We start from the raw sequence: 22218 nt of genomic DNA on the forward strand, positions 1-22218 counted from the left end.
CTCTTTGCGAAGAATTTCATCCCAAGGGGGACCCTTAGCATGTCGAAGCCGCTCAGCCTGGCGCGCCTGCTCCTGATTTCCACCGCGCTGTCCGCTCCGGCGGCGATGGCGCAGACCGCAACTGCTCCAGCCGACTCCGCCCCGACCTCCGGCGTGCCCAGCGCTTCCGAAGAGGCCGACGCGCAGAGCGGCAATGTAGACGTGTCGATCCCCGGCTCAGACATCGTCGTCACGGGCCGCCGCACCAGCAACGTGTCGCAGGCTGCGCCGCAGGTCGTGAACGTCCTGTCCGCCGCCGACATCAAGCGCACGGGCGAAGGCGACATCGCCGGATCGCTCCAGCGCGTGACGGGCCTTTCGGTCGTTTCGGGCGGCTATGTCTATGTGCGCGGCCTTGGCGACCGCTACTCGTCCGCATTGCTGAACGGGTCGCCCCTGCCCAGCCCCGAACCGCTCAAGCGCGTCGTTCCGCTCGACATCTTTCCGACCAGCGTGATCGCTTCGACGCTGGTGCAGAAAAGCTATTCGGCGAACTTCCCCGGCGAGTTCGGCGGCGGCGTCATCAACCTGACGACCAAGGCGATCCCGGTCGAAAGCTATCTGGAAATCGGCCTTGGCAGCTCCGCCAATACCGAGACTTCGGGGCAGCTTGGCTATACCCATTATGGCAGCAAGTCGGACTGGACCGGCTTTGACGACGGCACGCGCGACGTGCCCGGCCTGCTGGCGGGCGCGATCGGCAGCGGCACGCCTTTCTCCAACATGCCGCGCGCGGACCTGCGCGCCATCGCCATGCAGTTCCAGAACAGCAATACATCGGTGGTGCAGCGGACCAACAGCCTGCCGTTCAACTTTTCCGCATCGCTGAACGGCGGCACGGCGTTCGACGTGGGCAGCGATGGCCGCTTCGGCGTGCTGGCCACCGCGTCCTACAGCAACAAGTGGCGGACGCGCGAAAACCTGCAACAGGCGTCGCTTGATGTCGCCGCGGGCGCTGGCCGGAACTATAATCAGGTCAGCACCGAAAATGAGGTGACGGTGAACGGCCTGCTGGGCTTTGGCCTTGAACTTGGCGACCAGAAGATGCGCTGGACCAACCTGTACATTCGCGACACGCTGAAGCGCAGCGCGCTGGCGATCGGCCAGAATGACGGGCAGATCCAGGGCGCGGACTATCTCAACCAGCAGACCGGCTGGTATGAGCGGCAACTGATCGACACCCAGTTCGTCGGCGAGTTCAAGCTGGGCGAGGCGATGAGCCTGGACGTGCGCGGCGGCTATGCCAATTCGCAGCGGGAAGCGCCCTATGAGCGCGAGTTCGAATATGTCCGCACCAACCGTGACCTGGCGACCGATCCGGTGGGCGACCGCTTCGTCAATGCGCTCAACCGCCAGCGCGGCGACGCGTCCGTCACCTTCAGCGACCTGAACGAGGACCTGTGGTCGGCGGGCGTGGACCTGAGCTACAAATTCTCGCCTGACCTGACGGCGAGCGTCGGTTATGCGTTCAGCGATACGAAGCGCACCTCTTCGCGTTACGAGTTCCATTTCGACGCCACCAATCTGCCGGTGCCGGTGCAGCAGTTGCGCCCCGACTATCTGCTGTCGGACGCGTCGATCCAGTTGTTCGACATCAGCCTGCTGGAATTTTCCGGCAACTATCCGGTCTATGACGCGGCGCTGCGCACCCATGCGGGCTATGCGCAGGTGAAGGCATCGGTGATGCCGGGCCTGTCCTTCGACGCGGGCGTCCGGTATGAAAAGGGCCGCCAGTCGGTGACGGGCGTCGACGTCTACAATACGGGCGTGACGCCGTTCAACCAGATCCGCAAGGATTACTGGCTGCCCGCCCTGACGGTGACGGTGGAAGCGGCGAAGGGGTTGCAGTTCCGCCTGAGCGGATCGAAGACCATCGCGCGCCCGCAGTTCCGCGAACTGATCGCGCAGCCCTATCTGGATACGGAATCGAACCGCTTCTATCGCGGCAACCCCTATTTGCGGGACAGCGAGCTGTGGAACGCAGACCTGCGCGCCGAATGGTATATGGGGCGTGAGGAAAGGCTGACGGCCGCGGCCTTCTACAAGAAGATCAAGAACCCGATCGAAACCTTCACCACCATCACCGATACCTATGCGGTGACGACCAGCTTCGCCAACGCTCCAGAGGCGCAGCTATATGGCGTGGAGTTCGAGGCGCAGAAATATCTGCCGCTCGATCGCTGGTCGGATTCGCCCTTCTTCCAGAGCCGCCGGATCGTGCTGATCGGCAACTATACCTACACCCAGTCCGAACTGAAGGTGAGCGACGGCGACACGACCATCCCCTACAGCTATACGACGGGTCCTCTGCCTGCGGCGTCCGACTATTTCGTCGACGGCGCGCCGCTGACCGGCCAGTCGGACCATCTGGTGAACTTCCAGATCGGGCTGGAGGACATGGACAAGCTGTCGCAGCAGACGCTGCTGCTGACCTATGCCAGCCCGCGCGTCACCAGCCGCGGCCCCAACCTTCAGCCCGACATCAAGGAAAAGCCCGGCCTGACGCTGGATTTCGTCGCGCGGCAGGCGGTCCTGCTGCCCGGCGGCATCAACAGCGAGTTCAAGTTCGAGGCGCGGAACATCACCGGCCGCAAATATCAGGAGTTCCAGGAAGCGGGCGGGAACAAGGTGTTCTACAACCGCTACAAGATCGGAACGACGATCGCGGCGTCGATGACGGTCGCCTTCTGACCTGACATCCGGCGTGGCCAGGCGAACGGCCGGTCCGTCCAGCACGGACCGGCCGTTTCGTATTTTACGGATGTTCAGGCGCTGGCCCCGTCTATACTAGGAATGGCGGACAAAGCGGAGGCGAGGGCGTGAACGAGGAAGTCGAGCTGAAGCTGGAATTGCCCCGCGACGCCGTGGAGGCTTTCGAGCGATCGGCGCTGATCCCCGGCGAAGGGGACAGGGCGGAACTGAACGCCATCTATTTCGACACGCCCGGCAGCGCCTTGCGCGCCCTGGGCTACAGCCTGCGCATCCGCCGGTCGGGCGGCAAGCGCATCCAGACGGTGAAGGCCGATCATGGGGAAAGCGGCGGCGGCCTGTTCGCGCGGGGCGAATGGGAAATGCCGGTGAAGGACGACCAGCCGGTGATCGACACGCGCACGCCGTTGCCATCGGCCCTGGGCGATGCGGCGGACCTGATCGCGCCCGCCTTCCATGTCGATGTGGAGCGCCGGACATGGATGGTGGAGGAGCAGGGCGCGCGCGCCGAAATGGTGCTGGACAAGGGCGTGGTCCGCGCTGGCGATCGCGAAGCGCCGGTCTGCGAGATCGAACTGGAATTGAAGGAAGGGGAGGCGTCCGCCCTGTTCGCGCTGGCCCGCCGCATCGAAGCGGCCGCGCCGGTGCGGCTGGGGATAGAGGCGAAGTCGGAGCGCGGCTATCGCCTGCTGGGAGCCGCCCCCGCTTCGTTCAAGGCCGAGCCGGTGACATTGAAGCCCGGCAGCAGTCCGCAAGAGGCGTTCAGGACCATCGCCCGCGCCTGCCTGCGGCATTACCGGCTGAACGAGAATCTGCTGCTGGACCATTATGATCCGCAGGCGCTGCATCAGGCGCGGGTCGCGGTAAGGCGGCTGCGATCTGCGCTGACGCTGTTCAAGCCGATCCTGCCGGACCAGAATGCCGTCCGCTTTCAGGACGAGCTTCGCTGGCTGGCGCGGGAATTGGGCGAGGCGCGCGACCTGGACGTGCTGATCGACAGCATCGCGCCTGGCCCCTTGCACGACCGGATCGAAGCCGCGCGGCAGCAGGCGCATGCCGATATATTGAAAATGCTGGAGTCCCGCCGGGTGCGGGGCCTGATGATCGACTTTGCCGAATGGCTGACGCTGAATGCCGCGCCGTCAGGCGGCGGGGAATCGGCGAAGGCGTTCGCGGCGGAGCGGTTGCGGCATTTCTACCGCTGGGTGGTGAAGCATGGCCGCGACATGGCGGAACTGGACGACGAGCATCGCCATGCCGTGCGCAAGAAGGCGAAGAAGCTGCGCTACGCGTCGGAATTTTTCGCCAGCCTGTTCAGCGAAGGCAAGAAGGATCGCAAGCGGCATGCCGATTTCATCAAGGCGCTGGAGGCGTTGCAGGACAGGCTGGGCGCGTTGAACGACATGGCCAGCATGGCGGGGTTGCTGGCGAAGCATGGCGTGGAGGCCGGGGAGCAGGCGGTGGAGCCTGCGGGCAAGGACAAGAAGAAGCTGATCAAGGCGGCGGCGAAGGCGCATGACAAGCTGGCCGATGCGCGGCCTTTTTGGAGTTGAGCGCCGGGATTTAAGCTACTTCCGTTCGCCCTGAGCTTGTCGAAGCCTTTCTCATTTATTCAAGGAAGGTGTGCCGTTGGCTGAAGCCGTCCTGCGGCTCGACAAACTTACGGCGACTGAAATCTGAGGTGCTGCGAGTAGAGGTGTCATGGCCCTCAAGGGGCGCTTCGCATCCTCATGCCCAGGGGCGTTCGCGATACCATTTGGTGATGATGTGCTTGACGCCGCTGCGCACTTTCATGCCGTGGTGCATGCTGGCGTCGTTGCATCGCCCGGCATCGGTGCGGTTGTTCCAGGCGAGCAGCTTTCCGGTTTCGGGCTGCACCGTCTTGCCGATCCTGACGAAGCGGGTCGCGCCGCCTGCCGCGGGCTGGTTGAGATAGACCATCAGCGTCCAGGTGCGGTTGCCCGCCACCGAACAATAGCGGGGATAGTCGGCCCCGGCCGGATCGAAGAAATCGGTATGCGCCTTGAATTCCTGACCCACGCCGTAGCGCTGGCCCTGAATCGGTTCGCCATAGGCGGGGTCGATTCCGGCAAAGGCGGCGAGGCGGGCGTCGATCTGCGCCACGAAGGGATCGGCCATGTCGAGGTCGCAGGTCTCGCTGGTGCGGAAAGCATTATCGCCATTGGCGTCGGCGATGGTGGAGGGGCGGCGCCTGTCCTCTATCCGGCCGATCAGGGCGGCGCATTCGTCCGGCGACAGGAACTGGCGCTGAATGAATAATGTGAGATCGCGGCTGGGCACGCGCTGAACACGGGGATGCGCCGCGATCCAGGCGGGATCGGCGTCAGGCGCGACGGGCGTTTGATCGGACAACATGGAAAGCTTTTTCGCCGGGAGAACCTTGAAAGCGGCGTCACGCTATCGCCCGGCGCGGGAAAAGCAAGCATCGTCGCTTCCGCTTTGCCTGCTGTAATATTACAGTCACATAACTGTCATTCGACGGTCAAAACAGTTTTCTAGCAGGCGCGTGCAGCAAGGGGGACGAGCGGGTTCATGCGGGTGCCATTCGCCGACAATATTGGGGGTTGGGGCAGTCGCCTGAAACCCATCAACTGGCTGGCGGTGGCGGAAAAGCTGCTGCTCGCCATCCTCGTCCTGCAATGCGTCCGGCTGATCTGGGCGGTGTTGACGCCGGTGGGCAGCTTTGGCCCCTGGGCCGGGCGGCAGGCGGAGTTTCCGAGCGTTCAGGCGCGGCAGGCGCTGTTTTCCAGTTTCGATCCGTTCAATCGCGGCGTTCCGGCGCAGGCGGCGGGCGGAGGCGTCGTCACCTCGCTGGCGCTGACGGTCTATGGCATCCGCCTGAACGAAGGGTCGGGCCTTGGTTCCGCCATCGTCGCCGGGCCGGACGGCGTGCAGAACAGCTATGCGGTGGGCGATGAGATCATGCCCGGCGTGGTGCTGAAAGGCGTGGCGTTCGACCATATCACGATCGACCGGGGCGGGGCGGAGGAGCAGGTGTTCCTGGACCAGTCGCAGCCGCCGCCTGATGCGCCAGCGCCAGCCGGACCGGCCGGAGGCGGAGCCTCTCCTGCGGGGGTGGCGGGGATCGACAATCCCACGGCGGACGGCTTGAAGCGTGACATCGGCTTTACCCCCCGGCTGCAAAATGGCCGCGTGACAGGGCTGATCCTGTCCGCCAAAGGGCCGGCATTCCAGAATGCCGGATTCCAGCCCGGCGACGTCATCACCCAGGTCGATGGGCAGCCGGTGGGTTCGGCCAGCGATCTTCAGGCGCTGCAAGGCAAGATCATGCCGGGCGCGCGCGTTTCCCTCATGGTCGAACGGGGCGCTGGCCTCGCCACGATCAACCTGACCTTGCAAGGCCAATGACCAGAAAACTGCTTCTTTCCGCCGCCGCCGCCCTGGCGCTGGCTGCGCCGATCGCTTCGCCCGTCATGGCGCAGCAGACGCTGAACGTGCGCGACGCCGACATACGGGCCTTCATCCAGGACGCGGCGCGGGTGACGGGGCGCACCTTCATCATCGACAATCGCGTGCAGGGGAAGGTGTCGGTGGTGACGGACCGGCCGCTGTCACGATCGGAATATTTCGAGATTTTCCTGTCCACCCTGCGCGCCAACGGCCTGGTCGCCGTGCCAGCGCCGGGCGGGGCCTACCGCATCCAGCCCGCCGACGGCGCGGCGGGTCAGCCGAGCGCGGTCGGGCGAGCGAGCAACCGCAACCAGTTCGTGACCGAAGTCTTCCGCCTGCGCTCCATCGATGCGGCGAGCGCGCTGGAAACGCTGCGCCCGCTGGTGAGCAAGGACGGGTCGGTGACGGCCAACCGCGCGGGCAACAGCGTGGTGGTGGCGGACTATGCCGACAATATCGGCCGCATCCGGCAGGTGATCGCGCGGATCGACCGCGACACGGCGGCGACGCAGACGGTGCTGTTGCGCAACGCCGGTGCGCGGGAGATCGCGACATCGCTCCAGGCGCTGGTGCAGAGCGGCAGCGGTGAGGGCGCGGCGCGGGCGGCGACCATCGTGCCGATCGACAGCAGCAATGCGGTGGCGATCCGGGGCGACGCCGGAACCGTCGCGCGGCTGGCGCAGATGGCGCGCGACCTTGACCGGCAGGCGGCGAGCGGGACGGAGATCCGCGTCTACTGGCTGGAACATGCCGATGCGGAAAAGCTGCTGCCCGTGCTGCAACAACTGGTCGGGCAATCCACCAGCCAGCCGGTGACGGCATCGACGCCCGCAGAGGGCAGCGGAGCGCCGCCGCCTGCTGCCGCGCCTGCCGTGGCGGTTTCCGGCGGCGGATCGGGCGGCAACGGCATTTCGACGCGCGGCCCTGCGATCGTGACCCGCTATGAAGGCGCGAACGCCATCATCGTCGCGGCGAACAGCGACGTGCAGCGGATGCTGGGCGAAACGATCCGCCAGATCGACACGCGGCGCGAGCAGGTGCTGGTGGAGGCCATCATCGTCGAGATCAGCGACGCCGCCGCCAAGAAGCTGGGCGTGCAATTCCTGATCGGCAGCACCAAGACGGGCTTCGCCGCGACCAACTATTCCAATGCGCAGCCCAATCTGCTGACGCTGGCGGGGGCGGTCGGCGCCAATCAACTGGGTGAGCAGAAGACGGTCGTGGTGGCGCCGGATGGCACGCGCACGGAAACGACGACGCGGCAGAATGGCGACCTTGCCAACACCTTGCAGCAGGCGGCGGTCGACAGCCTGATGAACGCGACCGGCGGCTTTGGCGGCGTGGCGACGCGGCTGGGCAGCAATGGCATCTTCGGCGCGATCATCAATGCGGTGAAGTCGGATACGGACAGCAACATCCTGTCCACCCCGTCCGTCATGACGATGGACAATCAGAAGGCGTCGATCCTGGTCGGGCAGCAGGTGCCGATCACCACCGGCGAGGCGCTGAGCCAGAATTTCGACAATCAGTTCCGCACCGTCCAGCGGCAGGATGTCGGCATCAAGCTGGAGGTGAAGCCCCAGATCAACACGGGCGGCGCGATCAAGCTGTTCCTGCATCAGGAAGTGTCGAGCGTGGCTGGCCCCGTCAGCAACAACAACAGCGACCTCATCATCAACAAGCGCGAAATCGAGACGATGGTGACGGTGGACGATGGCGAGATATTGGCGCTGGGCGGCCTGCTGGACGACAATGAGCGCAAGACGATCGAGCGCATTCCGCTGCTGTCCGACATTCCGGGCATAGGCGAGCTGTTCAAGTCGCGCAGCAAGAGCCGGACCAAGACCAACCTGATGGTCTTCATCCGCCCGACGATCCTGCGGTCGAAGGAGGATGCGCAAAGGCTGACGCAGCAGCGCTATGGCTATGTCCGCGACATGCAACTGGCGCGCAATCCCGAAGCCGAGCCCAGCATCGATGAACTGGTGCGCGACTATATGGGCGCGACGCCGCCCGCGCCGATGCAGCCGGGCGACGCGGTGGTGCAGCCCGGCGCGGCCGCGCCGGGGCAGGTGATCGAACCCACGATGCGGCAGTCGAGCGGCGTTGTGCGGCCTGTCGAGGTTCCGGCGAGCGGGGGGAGGCGGTGATGCGATTGCTTCTTGCCGTTCGCCCGGAGCGAAGTCGAAGGGCTCTCCCGGCCAGGGAGAGGGGCTTTCGCTCCGCGCAGCACAGGGCTTCGGCTTCGCTCAGCCCGAACGGAGGCAGGCGTGAGTGAGCCGCTGACAGGAGATGTTCCGCCGCACGCCGCCCCCCGCGCGGTCGATATTCCCTATGTCTTCGCGCGCAAGCATGGGGTGGTCATGCTGCCTTCGGAGGGCGACCGGCTGACCATCGCCGTGCGCGAGGGGAGCGATCCGCGCGTGCTGCTGGAGGTGCGGCGGCATCTGGCGCGCAGCTTCGACGTGACGTTCGTCGATGCGCAGAAGTTCGACCGGCACCTGTCCGACCATTATGCGATGGAAGGGAGCGCCGCCGCCATGGCGGGGTCGCTGGACGTGGGCGCGGACGAGCTGGACATATTGGCCGCCGACATTCCCACCGCCGACGACCTGCTGGACAGCGCCGACGATGCGCCCGCCATCCGCCTGATCAACGGCATCATCGCCGAAGCGGCGCGGCAGGGCGTGTCGGACATCCACATCGAACCCTATGAGACGGGCCTGATCGTGCGGATGCGCGTCGACGGCGTGCTGCGCGAGACGCTGCGCATGCCGCCGCACGTCGCGCCGGTGGTGGTCAGCCGCATCAAGGTGATGGCGCGGCTGGACATTGCCGAGCGGCGCGTGCCGCAGGACGGGCGCATCGGCCTGACGCTGGGCGGCAAGCTGCTGGACGTGCGCGTATCCACCTTGCCGAGCCGGGCGGGCGAGCGCGTGGTGCTGCGCATTCTCGACAAGGAGAATGCGGGCATGAACCTGGACCTGCTGGGCATGGCGGGCGCGGCGGACCGGATTTTCCGCGAGGGGTTGCAGGAGCCCAACGGCATCATCCTGGTCACAGGGCCGACCGGATCGGGCAAGACGACGACGCTCTATGCGGGCCTGCGCACGCTGAATGACGGGTCGCGCAACATACTGACGGTCGAGGACCCGGTCGAATATGCGATCGAGGGGGTGGGCCAGACGCAGGTGAACGCCAAGGTCGGCCTGACCTTCGCGGCGGGGTTGCGCGCGATCCTGCGCCAGGACCCGGACGTGGTGATGGTCGGCGAAATCCGCGACCGGGAAACGGCGGAGATCGCCGTTCAGGCGTCGCTGACGGGCCATCTGGTGCTGTCCACCGTCCACACCAATGACGCGGTGGGCGCGATCACGCGGATGCGCGACATGCGGGTCGAACCCTTCCTGCTCGCTTCCACCCTGCGCGCGGTGATCGCGCAGCGGCTGGTGCGGCGGCTGTGCCAGAATTGCCGGGAGCCGGTGCAGGCGGACAAGTCGGCGAGCGCGCTGCTGGGCTTCGATCCGGGCACGATCATATACCGCGCGCGCGGATGCGACCAGTGCAACGGCACGGGTTACAAGGGCCGGATCGGCGTGTTCGAGGCGATCCGCGTGGACGACACGATCCGCCGCCTGATCAACGATGGCGGCGATGAATCGCTGATCGCCCGCCACGCCTTCCTGAATGCGCCCAACCTTGGGTCCGCAGCCCGCGCGCTGGTGCGCGACGGGCAGACCACGGCGGAGGAAGCCATCCGCGTATCACGGCGCGATGCGGCCGAGGTGGAAACCATCGGCGATGGCTGAATATGATTATATCGCGATCGATCCTGCGGGGAAGGAGCGCAAGGGTTCGGTCAAGGCCGGGACGATCGAGGATGCGCGCGCGCGGCTGGATGCGCGCAAGCTGTTCGTGGTGCAGCTGGAGGCAGGCGCGGCGGAGGTGGCGCGCAAGCGGGCCGGGCTGTCGCTGCGCGCGCCCCGGCTTTCGGCGAAGGAACTGACGCTATTCACCCGGCAGCTTGCCACGCTGATCCAGGTCAGCCCGCTGGAGGAGGCGCTGCGCACGATCGGGCGGCAGAGCGAGCAGGCGCATGTGCAGGCGATCGTGGGCAAGGTGCATTCCGGCGTGCTGGAGGGCCGCAGGCTGGCCGATGCGCTGGGCGCGGAGCCGAAAAGCTTCCCGCCGCTTTATCGCGCGATGATTTCGGCGGGCGAAAGTTCGGGTAGCCTGCCCACGATCATGGAGCGCCTGTCGAACCTGATGGAGCGGCAGGCGGTGATCCGGTCCAAGGTGCTGACCGCCATCGCCTATCCCAGCGTGCTGGCGGTGTTCGCCGTGTGCGTCGTCGCCGCGCTGATGATCTTCGTCGTGCCCAAGGTGGTGGAACAGTTCGATACGGTGGGGCAGGACCTGCCGCTGCTGACGCGGATGGTGATGGGGCTGTCAGCATTCCTCGCCAATTACTGGTGGCTGCTGGCGATTCTGACGGGGGTTGCCGCGCTGGGATTCTGGCGGGCGCTCAAGATCGAGGGCTTTCGCTATCGGTTCGACGCGACGCTGTTGCGCCTGCCGCTGCTGGGCCGCCTGATCCGCGACCTGCATGCGGCGCGGATGGCGCGGACGCTGTCCACCATGGTGGCGAGCCGCCTGCCGTTGATGGAGGGGCTGCTGCTCACCACGCAGACGGTGCACAACCGGGTGCTGCGGCAGGCGTCGGAGGAGATTGTCGAGGCCATTCGCGGCGGCGGCAGCCTGTCGGCGGCGCTGCGGCGGGCGGGCGTCTTTCCGCCGCTGCTGGTCTATCTGGCGGCGAGCGGGGAGAGCGCCGGGCGGCTGGACACGATGCTGGAGCGCGCGGCCGATTATCTGGAGCGGGAGTTCGACAGCTTCACCTCCGCCGCGCTGGCCATGCTGGAGCCGGTGATCATCATATTGATGGGCGGCATTGTGGCCGTCATCATCCTGTCTATCCTGCTGCCCATCCTGCAATTGCAGAGCCTTACGGGGGCCTGAGGAGTGAATATGCGAGATTTCAAGACCGTTCGGGCCAAGCTTGCCGAAGCCCTCCGCTTCCTTGGGAAGAAGAGAAAGCCCTTCAAGCTCCGGGCGAACGGAGGTGGGCGTGGCGAAGAAGGATTTACGCTGGTCGAATTGATGGTGGTCATCGTCATCATCGGCCTGCTGGCGACGATCGTGGCGATCAACGTCATTCCGGCGACGGACACGGCGCGGGTGGAAAAGGCGAAGGCGGACATCTCGACGATCGAGCAGGCGCTGGAGCAGTATCGGCTCGATAACCTCAGCTACCCCACGCAGACCGACGGGTTGCAGGCGCTGATCAGCCCGCCCGCTTCGCTGGCGCAGCCGCAGCGCTATCGCCGGGGCGGCTATATCAAGAAGCTGCCCGACGACCCGTGGGGCCGGGCCTATAATTATACCGTGCCCGGACGGAAGGGCGCGTTCGACATCAGTTCGCTGGGCGCGGACGGCCAGCCGGGCGGCGAGAATGAGAATGCCGACATCTTCTCCAGCGAGCTTTGAGGCGGGGCTCCTTCCTATGGCGCAGGGCCGGGCGGGGGTGGAGCGGGGAGCGAGACTCTGGGTCCCCGCCTTTGCGGGGACGCGCTGGGGTGCCGACGAGCGCGGCTTCAGGCTTTCGGGGCGTTCCGCCGAACACGGCTTCACGCTTTCGCGCCGTTCCGCCGAACACGGCTTCACGCTGGTCGAACTGATGGTCGTGCTGACGATCATCGGCTTCATTTCGGCTGCGGTCGTGCTGGCCATTCCCGATCCGCGCGGGCGGGTGATCGAGGATGCCGACCGCTTTGCCGCGCGCGTTGCCGCCGCGCGCGACGAAGCGGTCGTGACCTCGCGTCCCATGGGCGTTTGGGTTTCGGCATCGGGCTATGGGTTCCAGAGGCGTGAAGGGGCGCAGTGGGTGCCGGTCGAAGACAAGCCCTTCGTCACATCCAACTGGAAGGCGGGAACGCGCGCGCTGGTGGGGAAGGACGGGCGGCAGCAGATCGGATTCGATGGAACGGGGCTGCCGACCGATCCCATGAAGGTCACGCTGGCGCGGGAAGCGGAGCGCGTCGCGGTGACCGTCGACATGGCCGGGAAGGTGGCCGTGGGTGGTTAAGTTCAGCCTCATGAAGCATCCTGCTCCTGCCTGCGCGGGAAGATGGGGGAAGAAGGAGCAGGGCTTCACGCTGCTGGAGATGCTGGTCGCGCTGGCGGTGTTCAGCCTTGCCGCGCTGGCGCTGGTGCGGTTGCAGGGGGTGACGCTGCGCACGGCGGCGGACCTGGACAGCAAGGCGCTGGGGCAGATCGTCGCGCGCAACCTGATGGTGGAGGTGCAGACCGATCCCGCCCCGCCCTCGCTGGGGAAGGAAGAGGGCGAGGTGGAGAATGGCGGCCGCCGCTGGCGCTGGAGCCGCGAGGTCAAGGCGATGGACGACAAAAGGCTGTTGCAGGTCGACCTGACCGTGGATGGCCAGCCCGGTGCTTCGCCCGTGGTGCTGAGCTTTGTGCGGGTGGTGCAGTGATGGATCGCCTTCCAAGTCGTGGCTCGTCGTCCTGGGTCCCCGCCTTCGAGGGGACGCGCTCGGGCGCCGACGAGCGCGGCTTCAGGCTTTCGGGGCGTTCCGCCGAACACGGCTTCACGCTTTCGCGCCGTTCCGCCGAACACGGCTTCACGCTGATCGAACTGCTGGTCGCGCTGATGATCTTCGCGATGCTGGCGGCGGCGGGCGTGCTGCTGCTGGGCAACAGCGTTTCGGCGCAGGCGCAGATCAAGACGCGGCTGGACGACATGGCGGCGGTGCAGCGCGCCAGCGGGGCGCTGGCCGCGGACCTTGGCCAGGCGGTGCCGCGCATCAGCCGCACGGAGAGCGGGACGCTCGCGCCCGCATTCTGGTCGCACCGGCAGGGCGAGGAGATGCCGGTCATGCAGTTCGTGCGCGGCGGGTGGGACAATCTGGGCGACTTGCCGCGCCCTTCGATCCAGAAGGTCGAATATTGGGTGCGGCAGGGGCGGCTGGAGCGGCGCACCTATGCGCAGGTGGATGGCGCGGCGGGTGACGAGCCCGCGGCGCTGCTGGACCATGTCGATGACGTGACGCTGCGCTTTCGCGACGCCAAAGGGGAATGGCGCGGCGAGTGGACGCCCACCCAGCCCGACCTGATGCCGCGCGCGGTGGAGATGACGATCGCGCGCACCGGGCAGCCGCCCGTCACCCTGCGTTTTCTGGTCGGGCCGGGCCCTGCGGAAAAGCCGGTGGTGGAAGGGGAGGCGGCCCTTGGCTGACGTCCCCAAGGCCAATGAACGGGGCGCGGCGCTGCTGACCGTCCTGCTGCTGGTCGCGGTGATGGCGGTGGTCGCATCGACCGCGCTGGAGCGGCTGGCGCTGGCGACGCGGATGACCGGCAATGGCGGATCGGTCGATCAGGCGCGCGCCTTTGCCGAGGCGGGGACGGAGATGGCGCGGCTGAGGATCGGCGATCTGGTCGCGGCCAGTCCGGGCAAGACGACGCTGGCGGGGAACTGGATGGGCACGGCGCAGTCCATTCCGGTGCCCGGCGGCATGGCGACCGCGCGAGTCACCGATGCGGGCAACTGCTTCAACCTCAATAGCGTGGTGGCGGGCGAGAGCGAGGCGAAGCTGACGGTGCGGCCGATCGGCATCTCGCAATTCCAGGCGCTGCTGCAAGCGCTGGGCGTCGATGCGCGGCAGGCGCAGGTCGCGGCGGCGTCGCTGGGCGACTGGATCGACACGGACAGCGTGCCCCAGCCGGGCGGCGCGGAGGATGAAGTCTATGCGCAGGCGGCGCGTCCCTATCGCGCGGCCAACCGATTCATGGTGGACCCCAGCGAGCTGCGGGCCGTGGCCGGCGTGACGCCCGCCATCTACGCCATTGTCCGGCCGTGGGTGTGCGCGTTGCCGACGGCGGATCTTTCGCCGATCAACATCAACACGCTGCTGCCGTCGCAGGCGCCCTTGTTCGCCATGCTGCTGCAAGGGCAGATCAGCGTCGCCCAGGCGCGCGAACTGCTGGCGCGGCGGCCCGCGGATGGCTACGGCAGCACGCACCAGTTCTGGGCGGGGCTGGCGAGCCAGGGGATCACGCCGCTGGAAGAGGCCGGGCAACAGGTCAAATTGACGACAGGATTTTTCGGGGTGGAAGTGACGGTGGACGCCGGGGGAACAGAGGTGGTCGAGCAGGCGCTGATCGACGCGCGGGAAAGCCCGGCGAGGTTGATCCGCCGAAGCTGGGGGACCGGCGCATGACCGTGCGCGACGGGCTGATCGTCTCGCTGCCCGGACAGGGCGATCCGCTGTGGATGCGGGTCGCCGATGGCGTTGCCGTGCAGAGCGGGACCGGCGCGAACTGGCTGGCCGAATGCGGGCTGACCGCCCTTCCGGCTGGCACGATCGTCATGCTGGTCGCGCCCGCCGCGCTGGTGACGCTGCATTGGGCCAGCTATCCCGAACTGCCGCCACGGCAGGGCCGCGCGGCGGCGCGGCTGGCGGCGCTGGCGAGCGGGATCGTGCCTGCCGACCAGCTGTTCGCGGTTGCGGACCGGAATGAAGATCCGGCCCGCCCGCATATCATTGCGGTGGCGGCGCGCAGCGACATGCAGCATTGGCTGCTCTGGGCGCAGCATCATGGGCTGGACCCCGACATCATCGTGCCCGCGCCGCTGCTGCTGCCCGAACCCGCCGAAGGGTTCAGCCGTGGCGTGGCGGGCGGCGATCCGGTGCTGCGGGGCGTTGACATCGCCTTGCCCGCCGATGTGGCGATGCCGGAACTGATCGGGGACGCGCCCGTGCATGACGTGTCCGCCGCGCAGGTGACGGCGGCCGCGATCGCCGCGCTGGCCGATCCGCCGATCGACATGCGGCAGGGCGACTTCGCCAAGCGGGTGCGGCGGCCGGTCGACAAGCAGGCGCTGGGCCGCATCCTTCTGTGGAGCGGGCTGATCCTGCTCGCCAGCCTGTTGATCGCGCTGGTCAGCGTCGCGCGGGAGCATATGACGGCGAGCCGCGTCGATGCCGAAAGCCTGGCGCTCGCGCGGCAGGTAGTGCCGGGGACGGACGACCTTGCGCAGGCCGAGGCGGAGATGGACCGCAAGCTCGCCGAGCGGGGCGCGGGGGCCTATGCCTTCACCGCGCCGGTCGCTGGGCTTTTATCGGCGGTCCAGGCGGAGCCGGGCGTGTCGCTGACGGCGCTGTCGCGCGATGCTGACGGGATGATCCGCGCGACGCTGGCGGCGGCGAAGGCCGATGAGATCAACCGGGTGCTGCTGGCATTGCAGACAGCGGGCTTCACGATAACGGCCACCCCGTCCCAGGACCCTGGCGGGCGGACGCTGGCGGACATTACGGTGCGATCATGATGGAGCGGATGAAGGCGCTGTGGGGCGAAAGGTCGCCGCGCGAACAATGGATGCTGGGCATCATGTTCGCGCTGCTGGCGATCGTGATCCTGTGGCTGGGGGTGATGTGGCCGCTCCAGTCGGCGCAGCGGTCGGCGCGCGCCGCGCTGGCGGAGGCGACCGACCGGAACGCGAGCATCCGGGCGAAGGTTAAGCTGTTGAAATCGCTTCCTCGCACCGGCGCTACCGCTGCTTCGGCGGGCAGCATCGACCAGCTCATCGGCCAGTCGGCGGGCGAAGCGGGGCTGACGCTGGAACGCGCGCAGGCGCAGGGGGCGAACAGGATCGACATCGCCATGGCTTCGGTGCGGCCGGTCGCGCTCTTTTCCTGGCTGGCGGCGCTGGAGGCGCAGGGCATTCGGGTGGACACGATCACCGCCCGGCCTTCCGTCACGGCGGGCAGCCTGTCGGTGCAGGCGGTGCTGGTGCGGGGAGCGGGGCAATGATGGGACTTCGCCTGTCCCGCCGCGCGCGGCTGGCGCTGATCGCGCTGTTCGCCTTCGGCTTCATCCTGTTCATGCCGATGCGGATCGCGATCGGCCTTGCCGGGCTGGAGAAAGTGGGCGTCACCGCGCGCGACGTGCGCGGCACGATATGGGGCGCGCGGATCGACCAGCTGATGCTGGGGACGATGCCGATGGGGTCGGTGCGGGCGGCGCTTTCGCCCGTATCGCTGCTGATGGCGCGTGCGCGGTTCGATATTGAAAGACGTAGCGGCGCGGCCGATGACCTGCGCGGCGCGCTGACGGTCGGCTTTGGCCGGGCAGGGGTGGATGATGTTACCGGCGCGGTGCCGCTGGGGCGGACATTCGCGCCCCTGCCGGTCGGCAGCCTGGCGATGGAGGATGTGAGCGCCTATTTTACCGGCGACCAGTGCGGCCATGCCGAAGGGCGGGTGCGGGCGCAGATGGCCGGGCAATTCCCCGGCCTGAACCTGAGCCAGGGACTGTCGGGCACGATCAGTTGCGACGGCGGCGCGCTGCTGATGCCGCTGGCGAGTCAGTCGGGCATGGAAAAGCTGACCCTGCGCATCTGGCGGTCGGGCCGCTATGTGGCCGAAATGCGGGTGGACACGGCCGACGCGACGCTGGCCGAAGCGCTGGGCAAGGTGGGCTTTGCCGGCATTGGCGGCGCGCGCGTGCTGAAGGTCGAAGGCACGTTGTGATCGATCCGATTGCCGCCGCGATGGGCGGGATAGCCGGGGCGATCGCTGGCAGCTTCCTCGCCACGCTGATCCTGCGCTGGCCGCAAGGCAGGAGCGTGATGCGGGGCCGGTCCGCCTGCGACGGGTGCGGGCGGGTGCTGAGCGCCGCCGATCTCGTTCCGATGGTGAGCGCGCTCATGCAGCGGGGGCGGTGCCGAAGCTGCGGCGTGCGGATCGATCCGCTGCATGGCCGGGTCGAGGCGGGGTGCGCCATCATCGGCGCGCTGGCGCTTGGCTTCGCGCCGGGGCTGGAGGGTGCGGGATGGGCGCTGCTGGGCTGGCTTCTGCTGGTGCTGGCGGTGCTGGACTGGCGGCATTTCTGGCTGCCCGACGCGCTGACCCTGCCGCTCGCCTTCATGGGGCTGACGATCGGGCTGTGGGTGACTGCGCCGCCCGTGATCGACCGGGTGATCGGGGCGGCGGCCGGTTATCTCTGCCTGCTTGCCCTCGCGCTGCTGTACCGCCTGGCGCGCGGCCGGGAAGGGTTGGGCCTGGGCGATGCCAAGCTGCTGGGCGCGCTGGGCGCATGGTTCGGCTGGCAGGCGCTGCCCTTCATCCTGCTGATGGCGTCCACGCTGGGGCTGATGGCGGTGCTGGCCAGCATGGCGCGCGGCGGGGCGATCGACCGGATGACGCGCATTCCGCTTGGCACCTGCCTGGCGGTTGTGGCGATACCGGGGTGGTGGGTGTCGGGGATGCTAGTTTCATAGGCATGTCAGCTAACCCGCTTGCTTTCTGCACGGGCATTTCTATCGTCCCGCGCAATTTGCCGCTCTTTCATCGGAGCGGAAGCGGGAAGGGTGATGAATGGCGGAGACGGCGACGGCAATCGGGCGCGGTGATGTAAAGGATTCAGCGGCGCCGTCGAAGCGGGTTGAACAAATTACGGGATGGCAGGCCGCCCTGGCTGCGCTGGCCGTCATGGGAGCTCTGCTCCTTAACGTCCTCCTCTTTCACCAATATCTGGTCTGGACTCCCGAAGCGGGCGTCGCACTGGCGGTGCTGGCAGGCATCGCGCTGATCTATGGCGCGCTATATGGGTTTGCCCACCGCCTGATCCGCGCCCTGTTGGAAGGCGTGTTGATCGCCACCGCGCTGAATGTGGCGGATGTTCACGCGCCATGGCCGATCGCCGCGGGTGTCGCCGTCGCGGCGTTCGTGGCGCTGGGGCGCAAATCCGTTCTGCCCTTCATCACCGTCGCCGCACTGGTGGCGGCCGGGGCAAGCGTATTGGGCATAGGCCAGAGGCGCGAAGCCGCAGTGACCATGATCCACAAACCTGTCGCCGCTGCGAATCCGTCATCTACCCTGCCCGCAATCGTTCACATCATCCTGGACGAGCATGCCGGTATCGACGGCATGCCCGAGGATAATCCGCGTACTGCCGCCGTGAAATTGGAACTGGAACGCTTCTATTTGGGCAATGGCTTCCGCCTTTATACCCGCGCCCATAGCGATTATGCCTATACGCTGAATTCTATTCCCCAGATCCTGAATTTTGGCGAGGCGCAGGAACCGGAGCGCTCCAAAGCGGAAAAGAAGAAGGTCGAAAAGGTCGCCTATTTCGACGCGCTTGGGCAGCGCGGCTACCGGGTGAAGGTCTATCAATCCGAATATCTTAATCTCTGCGGCCCGTCGCCGGTTACCGATTGCCTGACTTATCAGTCACAGAATATCGGGCCCGTAGCGACTTCGTCCCTTTCGACCGGCAGCAGGGCGCAGATCATTCTGCGCAAGCTGGTTTCCCCTACGTTTGAGCGGCTGGGAGCATCGGCCTATAATGGGCTGCGCAGGCTGGGCCTGCCTCTTCCCGTGCGGGACATTACGGAGCTTCGTATGAATCCCCTCAATGCCGCCCTTGCGTTCGACAGGTTTAACTCAGATTTGGCGGCCGCCGGTCCGGGTGAAGTCTATTTGGGCCATTTCCTTTTGCCGCATTCGCCATTCGGGCTAACGCCGGACTGCCGTTTGAAAGAAGGCGCGTGGATGCGCCGCCAGTATCCAGGTTCTTTCACCTCGCGAGAAAATGCGGGCTATGACCAGCTTCTTTGTACCTTGAAGAAGACAGAGGCGGCGTACCGCGCCATCAGCAAGTCACCGGCGGGGCATAATTTCATCATGGTGGTCCATGGTGACCACGGGTCTCGCATGACGAACGCCAAGCCCGACGCAGATCAGGCCAAACTAATGACGGACAAGGAGAAGCTTGCAAATTTCTCCGCTCTGTTTGCGGTTCGTGCTCCAGCCATTCCCGGCGGAAAAGACGCCGCGCCGCTGTCCCTTTCCGCACTGATGAAAGGGCTGGCTCAATCCAGATTCTCCTTGCCGCCGGAAGGAAAAGCGGATGTTCGAAGCCAAGTTTACCTGGCGGACGATGACTTTATTCCACGGACGAAAATAACTCTGCCTGAGGGGTGGTGAATGCGGCGGTCCGATTCCAATCCATATTGTGGATTGAAAATATTTTCGCTAGTTGTTCACAAAAGTGACATAAGTGGGATTTAACGGTGAAAAATTCTTTTGTTCCTTTCAGCGCCTTTGCGCTGGTGATTGGTTCTCTCAGCACTCCCGCTTTCGCCTATCTGGATGGAGCGACCGGCAGCATGCTGATCCAGGCAGTGATCGGCGGCGTCGCCGCAGCCGGCATGTTCGGCCGCCATTTCATTTCCAAGGCGAAAAATGCGGTTTCCACAGTGTTCCGCAAGGACGGCACGCGGCGCGATAGCTGATCGTGGCGACAAGGCTGGTCGACGACGCAGGATCTTTCCGGGATCCGGGCGGTCGTATTTTCACGCAGGACGAACGCGTTTTCCGCTCGGTGATGCCTTCGGCCGCTTTGGCTTACGAGGCGGCGCGGGATTCCGGTTTGCTGCGGCGTCTGGTGGACAAGGACATGCTCGTCGGTTGGGAGGAGCGTGAACCCGCTGCTCTGATGGGCAGCCATGGCGGCGCGCGATATGTGCTTGAACATCCGCGCATTCCCTTCATCTCCTACCCCTATGAATGGAGCTTTTCGCTGCACAAGCAGGCAGCGCTCCATCATCTGGATGTGCAGTTGGAGGCGCTCGACGGTGGGTTTGCTCTGTCGGATGCGACGGCATACAATATCCAGTTTCTTGGTAACAGTCCGGTGTTCATCGATCACGGGTCGTTCATCCCCTACAAGGATGGCGACATCTGGATCGGTCACCGCCAATTCTGCATGCAGTTCCTCAATCCGCTGATCTTCTGGTCGCGGTTTGGCGTTGCTCCCAATCACTGGTTCCGCGGAAGCTTGGAGGGCATAGCGCCGGAGGATTTGGCGCCGTTGCTGCGCTGGCGTCACAATCTATCCTGGACGGTAATGGCGCATGTGACGGCGCAAGCGGCGCTTCAAACCCGTTCGCTGCGCAAGGGACAGATTGCGGGCAAGCCGAGCGAACGGCATCTTCCGCGCGCTGCGCTTAAGGGAATGCTCGAAGGTTTGCGGCGCTATATCGCTGGCCTGAAGCTGAAAGGCGGTGAGACAGTTTGGGGCGATTATGCGCAGGATAACAGCTACGCCACGTCAGAAGCGGCGGCGAAGCGGGCGTTCGTCAGTGACATGGTCGCAGCCGCCAAGCCTGGGCTGCTGTTCGATCTGGGCTGCAACAGCGGCGACTATTCGCTGGCCGCACTGGAAGCAGGCGCAGGTTCGGTGGTTGGCTTCGATTTCGACTATGGCGCGCTGGAACGCGCTTATGCCCGGTTCAAGGGCACTCGCAGCAACTTCCTGCCGCTCTGGCTCGACGCCGCCAATCCCAGCCCGTCGCAAGGCTGGGCGCAGGCCGAACGAAAAGGTCTGAGCGAACGATCGGCCGGGGCGGACGCGCTGGTTGCGCTGGCCTTCATTCACCACATCGCCATCGGCCGCAATGTGCCGCTCGATATGGCGGTGGACTGGATCATGGGTATGGCCCCGGTGGGGGTCATCGAATTTCCGCCCAAGGCCGATGTCATGGTGCGAAAATTGCTGGCCCAGAGGGAGGACATCTTCCCGGACTATACGGAAGAAGCTTTCCTCAGTCATGTCGGCGAACGTGGGCGGATCGTAGCGCGCAAGCATCTGTCCGAGGGCGGCAGGCTGCTTGTCTGGTATGACCGGCGGGGCTGATTACCAGCGCTGGATTGCGGCAGCCGGTCATTGGAGCTATCGGACGGCGTCATGGGCGCGCCTGACAGGATCAATTCCATCCCCGCAGGAGCGATCGTCTTCCTGTTCAACCATGACGCGACGCATCAGCTTGCGCATACGGCGGGCATCCTGCGCGCGCTTGCGGGCAAGCGGGCGGCATTTCCGCTGGTCTGCGCCTTTGGCACGCGAGCGATCGGGCAGGGGGTGCGGGACATTGTCGGCGAAGAGGCGGCGGCGCGGATCATCTGGTTCGACATGGGGCTGCGGCGCGCCGGGCCGGTCCTGCGGCTGATCAACCGGATCGCGCCGACCGAGCGGCTGGCGCGGCTGAAACAGCATGCCGCCGAACTGCGCAACGCCGCGCTGATTGTCAGCCCGGAGCGAACATGCCTGCGCCTAAAGCGCGAGTGGAAGGCGGGTGGCCCCCAGATCATCTTCGTTCCCCATGGCGCAGGCGACCGGTCGGTCACCTATCACCCGGACATGGCGAATTTCGACGTGATGCTGGTGTCGGGGCAGAAGGTCGCCGACGAGATGCTGGGCCACGGCCTCGCGTCGCCGGAAACGATCGCCATCATCGGCTATCCGAAATTCGACCTGATCGATACGAGCGCGCGGCCGTCCTTCTTCGATGATGACCGGCCGGTCTTCCTCTATAATCCCCATTTCGACCCCTATCTGTCGAGCTGGTATCGGCACGGGCATGCCATCATCAACTGGTTTGCATTCGGGCCGGGGCGGAATTTCAACCTGATCTTCGCGCCGCACATCATGCTGTTCCGCAAGAAGCTGCACATTTCGCCTGAATATCGGGTGATGAAGCAGCGGCCTGATCTTGATCCGCGCTGGCAGGGGCTGCCCAATATCCATGTCGACGTGGACAGCCAGCGCCTGACCGACATGAGCTATACGCTGGGGAGCGACGCCTATATCGGCGACGTCAGTAGCCAGATCTACGAATTTCTCTGCCGTCCGCGCCCGGCTTTCTTCATCGATACGCACTGGCGGCAAGGCGGCGGGGCGCTGCCCTATCTGTCGTGGAGCGCGGGAGATGTCGTCCCATCGGCGGACGCGCTTTTCCCGCTGCTGCCCGGCTTTCGCGAGAGGGGGGAGCATTATCGCGCGCAGCAGCAGAGGATCTTCGACTATACCATGTCGGCGTCGGCGCAATCCTCTTCGGAGCGGGGCGCGCTGGCGATCCTGTCCTGGATGGAGGAGGGGCGTTTCCCGTCCTGATCT

20 protein-coding genes are annotated in these 22218 nt (G+C 65.9%); 19 read left to right on the forward strand and 1 reads right to left on the reverse strand.

Annotated elements, in window-relative coordinates; all coding sequences use genetic code 11:
- The first annotated feature begins 39 nt into the window (after positions 1–39).
- Both L288_RS40850 and L288_RS40855 read left to right on the forward strand, forming a co-directional pair.
- The gene (locus tag L288_RS40850; protein ID WP_021239977.1) at positions 40–2730 is read left to right on the forward strand and encodes a TonB-dependent receptor domain-containing protein; all 2691 of its coding nucleotides are present in this window, start codon (positions 40–42) and stop codon (positions 2728–2730) included.
- 128 nt (positions 2731–2858) lie between these two features.
- Positions 2859–4301, forward strand: coding sequence for a CYTH and CHAD domain-containing protein (locus tag L288_RS40855; RefSeq protein WP_021239978.1), 1443 nt, complete (start codon positions 2859–2861; stop codon positions 4299–4301).
- 175 nt (positions 4302–4476) lie between these two features.
- Here L288_RS40855 and L288_RS40860 read toward each other — a convergent pair whose 3' ends face one another.
- Complete coding sequence (locus L288_RS40860; protein WP_021239979.1) at positions 4477–5124, reverse strand: prolyl hydroxylase family protein; 648 nt, start codon at positions 5122–5124, stop codon at positions 4477–4479.
- A gap of 177 nt (positions 5125–5301) precedes the next feature.
- Between L288_RS40860 and L288_RS40865 the strand changes: the two genes are divergently transcribed.
- The 17 genes from L288_RS40865 to L288_RS0122415 all read left to right on the forward strand — a co-directional run bounded on the left by L288_RS40865 (position 5302) and on the right by L288_RS0122415 (position 22215).
- On the forward strand, positions 5302–6138 hold the full coding sequence (locus L288_RS40865) for a type II secretion system protein N (RefSeq protein WP_021239980.1): 837 nt from the start codon (positions 5302–5304) through the stop codon (positions 6136–6138).
- Positions 6135–8330, forward strand: coding sequence for a type II secretion system secretin GspD (gene gspD / locus L288_RS40870; RefSeq protein ID WP_021239981.1), 2196 nt, complete (start codon positions 6135–6137; stop codon positions 8328–8330). The genes L288_RS40865 and gspD overlap by 4 nt, the downstream gene beginning before the upstream one ends.
- 120 nt (positions 8331–8450) lie before the next feature.
- Positions 8451–9989 carry a type II secretion system ATPase GspE gene (gspE, locus tag L288_RS40875; RefSeq protein WP_021239982.1) on the forward strand — a complete coding sequence of 513 codons (1539 nt, stop codon included), beginning with the start codon at positions 8451–8453 and terminating at the stop codon, positions 9987–9989.
- Positions 9982–11199: a type II secretion system inner membrane protein GspF gene (gene gspF, locus L288_RS40880; protein WP_021239983.1), complete on the forward strand. Its 1218-nt coding sequence runs from the start codon at positions 9982–9984 to the stop codon at positions 11197–11199. Before gspE ends, gspF begins: the two co-directional genes overlap by 8 nt.
- Positions 11200–11208: 9 nt before the next feature.
- Positions 11209–11727 carry a type II secretion system major pseudopilin GspG gene (gene gspG, locus L288_RS40885; protein ID WP_021239984.1) on the forward strand — a complete coding sequence of 173 codons (519 nt, stop codon included), beginning with the start codon at positions 11209–11211 and terminating at the stop codon, positions 11725–11727.
- Positions 11728–11917: 190 nt separating this feature from the next.
- Positions 11918–12325 carry a GspH/FimT family pseudopilin gene (locus L288_RS0122405; RefSeq protein WP_051209789.1) on the forward strand — a complete coding sequence of 136 codons (408 nt, stop codon included), beginning with the start codon at positions 11918–11920 and terminating at the stop codon, positions 12323–12325.
- A gap of 10 nt (positions 12326–12335) precedes the next feature.
- Positions 12336–12731: a type II secretion system minor pseudopilin GspI gene (gene gspI / locus L288_RS40890; protein WP_021239986.1), complete on the forward strand. Its 396-nt coding sequence runs from the start codon at positions 12336–12338 to the stop codon at positions 12729–12731.
- Positions 12731–13492: a type II secretion system minor pseudopilin GspJ gene (gspJ, locus tag L288_RS0122410; protein WP_021239987.1), complete on the forward strand. Its 762-nt coding sequence runs from the start codon at positions 12731–12733 to the stop codon at positions 13490–13492. The genes gspI and gspJ overlap by 1 nt, the downstream gene beginning before the upstream one ends.
- A complete protein-coding gene (gene gspK, locus L288_RS40895; protein WP_021239988.1) occupies positions 13485–14474 on the forward strand; it encodes a type II secretion system minor pseudopilin GspK in 990 nt (329 codons plus the stop codon). Before gspJ ends, gspK begins: the two co-directional genes overlap by 8 nt.
- Positions 14471–15583, forward strand: coding sequence for a type II secretion system protein GspL (gspL, locus tag L288_RS40900; protein WP_021239989.1), 1113 nt, complete (start codon positions 14471–14473; stop codon positions 15581–15583). Before gspK ends, gspL begins: the two co-directional genes overlap by 4 nt.
- Complete coding sequence (gene gspM / locus L288_RS40905; RefSeq protein ID WP_030538595.1) at positions 15580–16068, forward strand: type II secretion system protein GspM; 489 nt, start codon at positions 15580–15582, stop codon at positions 16066–16068. Before gspL ends, gspM begins: the two co-directional genes overlap by 4 nt.
- Entirely contained in the window at positions 16065–16787 is a 723-nt protein-coding gene (gene gspN, locus L288_RS40910; protein WP_021239991.1) for a type II secretion system protein N, read from the forward strand. Before gspM ends, gspN begins: the two co-directional genes overlap by 4 nt.
- A complete protein-coding gene (locus tag L288_RS40915; RefSeq protein WP_021239992.1) occupies positions 16784–17536 on the forward strand; it encodes a prepilin peptidase in 753 nt (250 codons plus the stop codon). Before gspN ends, L288_RS40915 begins: the two co-directional genes overlap by 4 nt.
- A gap of 97 nt (positions 17537–17633) precedes the next feature.
- On the forward strand, positions 17634–19247 hold the full coding sequence (locus L288_RS40920) for a hypothetical protein (RefSeq protein WP_021239993.1): 1614 nt from the start codon (positions 17634–17636) through the stop codon (positions 19245–19247).
- Between the two features lie 86 nt (positions 19248–19333).
- Positions 19334–19555 (forward strand): hypothetical protein, encoded by a 222-nt coding sequence (locus L288_RS43700; protein ID WP_021239994.1) that lies wholly within the window; start codon positions 19334–19336, stop codon positions 19553–19555.
- A 137-nt stretch (positions 19556–19692) separates the two neighbouring features.
- The gene (locus L288_RS40930) at positions 19693–20958 is read left to right on the forward strand and encodes a methyltransferase domain-containing protein (protein WP_236613082.1); all 1266 of its coding nucleotides are present in this window, start codon (positions 19693–19695) and stop codon (positions 20956–20958) included.
- Between the two features lie 30 nt (positions 20959–20988).
- Complete coding sequence (locus L288_RS0122415; RefSeq protein WP_051209783.1) at positions 20989–22215, forward strand: hypothetical protein; 1227 nt, start codon at positions 20989–20991, stop codon at positions 22213–22215.
- Positions 22216–22218 lie beyond the last annotated feature (3 nt).

Source organism: Sphingobium quisquiliarum P25 (assembly GCF_000445065.1).
Classification (GTDB): domain Bacteria; phylum Pseudomonadota; class Alphaproteobacteria; order Sphingomonadales; family Sphingomonadaceae; genus Sphingobium; species Sphingobium quisquiliarum.

Excerpts from the sequence above, each read along its gene's own strand:
- gspN (WP_021239991.1), top strand. The coding sequence starts at position 16,065 with ATGATGGGACTTCGCCTGTCCCGCCGCGCGCGGCTGGCGCTGATCGCG.
- gspJ (WP_021239987.1), top strand. The coding sequence starts at position 12,731 with ATGGATCGCCTTCCAAGTCGTGGCTCGTCGTCCTGGGTCCCCGCCTTC.
- L288_RS0122405 (WP_051209789.1), top strand. The coding sequence starts at position 11,918 with ATGGTCGTGCTGACGATCATCGGCTTCATTTCGGCTGCGGTCGTGCTG.
- L288_RS40865 (WP_021239980.1), top strand. The coding sequence starts at position 5,302 with ATGCGGGTGCCATTCGCCGACAATATTGGGGGTTGGGGCAGTCGCCTG.
- gspF (WP_021239983.1), top strand. The coding sequence starts at position 9,982 with ATGGCTGAATATGATTATATCGCGATCGATCCTGCGGGGAAGGAGCGC.
- gspG (WP_021239984.1), top strand. The coding sequence starts at position 11,209 with ATGCGAGATTTCAAGACCGTTCGGGCCAAGCTTGCCGAAGCCCTCCGC.
- L288_RS40920 (WP_021239993.1), top strand. The coding sequence starts at position 17,634 with ATGGCGGAGACGGCGACGGCAATCGGGCGCGGTGATGTAAAGGATTCA.
- gspI (WP_021239986.1), top strand. The coding sequence starts at position 12,336 with ATGAAGCATCCTGCTCCTGCCTGCGCGGGAAGATGGGGGAAGAAGGAG.
- gspM (WP_030538595.1), top strand. The coding sequence starts at position 15,580 with ATGATGGAGCGGATGAAGGCGCTGTGGGGCGAAAGGTCGCCGCGCGAA.
- L288_RS40850 (WP_021239977.1), top strand. The coding sequence starts at position 40 with ATGTCGAAGCCGCTCAGCCTGGCGCGCCTGCTCCTGATTTCCACCGCG.
- gspD (WP_021239981.1), top strand. The coding sequence starts at position 6,135 with ATGACCAGAAAACTGCTTCTTTCCGCCGCCGCCGCCCTGGCGCTGGCT.
- L288_RS40860 (WP_021239979.1), bottom strand. The coding sequence starts at position 5,124 with ATGTTGTCCGATCAAACGCCCGTCGCGCCTGACGCCGATCCCGCCTGG.
- gspL (WP_021239989.1), top strand. The coding sequence starts at position 14,471 with ATGACCGTGCGCGACGGGCTGATCGTCTCGCTGCCCGGACAGGGCGAT.